Raw genomic sequence first — 2,656 nt, 5'->3', positions numbered from 1 at the left:
GCTGAAGCCGGAGACCGTGGCCGAGTTCACCACCCTGCACTACCCGGGCACCGACCTGGTGACCGGCGAGGTGGACAACTTCGCGCTGGGCTTCGAGACTTCGGGCCTGCGGTACCCGTTCCTCGGCCCGGACGCCTTCGGCCACCCCGGTGTGGCCGGCGGCCAGGGCTTCGCCGATCCGGCCAGCGGCGTGGCCTACGGCTACGTCCGGCGGCGGTTCGCCTTCCCGCCCGCCGGGGGCGCCGCGGAGAACGACCGACTGGCCGCGGCCGTGGTGGCGGCCGCCTCCTCGGTGAGGGCGGTGTCGTCGCGCTAGCCACGGCCCGCGCCTGCCCTGGCGAGGGACCTGACGGTCTGTCGGCACCGGTCGGCTAGTGCCGGGCACGGCACTAGAACGGCCCGTACCAGGTGCCGTCGGGGGTGTTCGTCTGATGGACGTAGATCTGACCGTTGCTGCCGATGACGAACACGTGGACCACGCCGTCGCCGTCGATCACGGCCGCCGGGTAGTCCAACACCGTCCCGCCCAGGTCGCTCCATCCCGAGTACGGGGTGTCGAGACCGGAGACGAGATCGAGGCGGCGGGTCGCGGAGCTCACGCCGGTACCACGATTGCGCTCGAACAGCAGGACCTGCGAGCCGGTGGCGAGGGCAGCGGGCTCGCCGACGCCGCCCGCTCCTCCGATGACGACCGGCGTGCCCCAGCCGCCGGCCGCCTTCTGGCGGCTGACCGTCATCGCGCCGGTACCGACGGCCCGGTAGGCGAGCTCGATGCGGTTGTTCCCGTTCAGCACGGCCTTGGGAGGGCTGGCCGGCTGGGCACCCGGGACCGGCTCGGGTCCGGCGAAGCCACCGCCGGCGGTGGTCTGCCACCAGCCCAGGATCGAGGTCGAGGTGCTGGCGAAGACCTCGATGCGCCCCGAGCCGTTGCGAACCGCCGTCACCGGGTCCTGGATGCCGCTCCCGCCCATGTCGGCCCAGGTCCTCGACCAGTCGCCGCTCGGCGCGGTCTGCCACTTGCTGCTCAGACCGCCGCCCGCGTTCCTGACGAAGAGTTCGAGCCGGCCGTCCAGGTCGTTGACCACGACCGGCGATCCCACCTGCGGCCTGTGGTCGACGGCGTCCGCGTCGGCGGGGTCCGGGGCTTCGGGGTTCGGGGTTCCGTGGTCGGTCCACTGCTGGCGCCATTCCTCGTTCGCGGTGTTCTGCGCCAGCGAGACGATGTGGTGGTCGCTGAGCCGGTGCGCGAAGACCTCCAACCGGCCGTCGGAGTTCCTTCCCACCGCGATCGCCGGCGACAGCCGCCCTCCCGGATCGGCCAGCTGCACGGAGCTGGTCCAACTGCCGTACGTGGTGCGCCAGCACGTGTGGAGCAACCCGTTGCGGACCACGAACGCCTGCGGCCGTCCGTCCTTGTTGACCCCGGCCCAGGAGGTGCCGCGGGACCAGCGGTAGTACATGCGGGAGAACCACTCCGGGTTGTAGTTGCCGGTGGAGTGGTCGTGGCTCTGGTACTCCTGGAAGACGGCGCCCTTGGCCGAGGCGGCCGCCGGCTCGAGGTTCACCGGGGAGTTCTGGATGTTGTAGTCCCGGTAGTTCACCTGGACCAGGTTCTTGGCGGTGCCGAACTGCTCGGCGCGGTACAGCAGCGCGGCCTCCGCCGCGAACCTCCCCGCGGCCACGTGATCCGGGTGGAAGGGCTTGCCGGGCTCGGGGAACTCGTCCTGCGCCCGGAGGACGGACGGTTGATAGGCGACCATCAGATCCTTCAGCAGCGCGGCCACGCCATCGCCGCTGTACGGCGTGGACGGCACCGGACCGCGGCCACCGGCCGCGGGAAGCGCCACGGTCCAGCCGGTGGTCCTCCGGTCCCGCAACAGCCCGAAGAGGCTTCCGTCGCGCAGGTTGACGAAGATCAGATGGACGTTGGGGCGCTCACGGAGGACGTACCGCTCGACCTGCCGGCCCCCGATCGCGAACAGGCCGTACGTCCAACGGCTCACCTCGTCGGTGTCCGGAACGGCGTCGCCGACTCCGGCCATCCGGGTGTAGGCGTTGATCGCGCCGAGCTGGCGGCTCTGGGTCCGCTGCCCGGCGCCCGTGCCGTCGGGGTCGGGGTCGGAGCCGCAGTTGGCCGGGCAGGGGTCGCCGGTCTGGTCGCCGGCGGTGAGGAAGACCGTGACCGTCGGGACCTGGGTGGCGAGCGAGGCCGCCAGGTCCGGGTTCATGAACAGGATGTCGTCGTCCTCGTGGGCCACCACCTGCATGACCAGAGGGGCGATCGTTCCCGCTGCTGCCGCTGCTGCGGGCGGGCGGGTGGCCAGGAGCGGCTCGGCGAGCGCGGCGGCCGCCAGCAGCGCGAGCATCCTTCGACGTCCGAAAGTGGACACAGGTCCCCCCGAGGGTGCGGTACCCCACCCGGAGGTGGTCTCTCGCGATCGAATCAGCGCGATGCCGGTCAACACCGCCCCGGTAGGCTGCCACACCCCATGCGACCAGCCGGACCTGACCACCCACCAGGTCGGACCGAGCGGCCCGCCGCATCCTGCCGGCGACATCGCGGAAGAGGCCGGGGGGGGGGCCCCCCGGGGGGGGCCCCCCCCCCCCGGGGTGGGGGGGGGGGGCGGGAATTTTAGAAAGACCCAAGGGGGTTTTG

The 2,656-nt window shown here is 72.0% G+C and carries 1 protein-coding gene and 1 pseudogene; one reads left to right on the top strand and one right to left on the bottom strand.

The genetic code is table 11. The features are described from left to right. Positions 1–316, top strand: a pseudogene (locus tag ACZ6ZR_RS04955) (EstA family serine hydrolase); the annotation flags it as partial. A gap of 73 nt (positions 317–389) precedes the next feature. Here the strand turns inward: ACZ6ZR_RS04955 and ACZ6ZR_RS04950 are convergent. Further along, positions 390–2,366: a DUF8189 domain-containing protein gene (locus ACZ6ZR_RS04950; RefSeq protein WP_465639434.1), complete on the bottom strand. Its 1,977-nt coding sequence runs from the start codon at positions 2,364–2,366 to the stop codon at positions 390–392. Between the last annotated feature and the right edge of the window lie 290 nt (positions 2,367–2,656).

Source organism: Kitasatospora sp. NPDC088742 (assembly GCF_055584905.1).
Note: the sequence above shows the minus strand (reverse complement) of the source record. Positions and strands in the feature narration are given on the sequence as shown.

What these genes read in the sequence shown, in the direction of transcription:
- ACZ6ZR_RS04950 (WP_465639434.1), bottom strand. Translation starts at nt 2,366, where the DNA reads ATGCTCGCGCTGCTGGCGGCCGCCGCGCTCGCCGAGCCGCTCCTGGCC.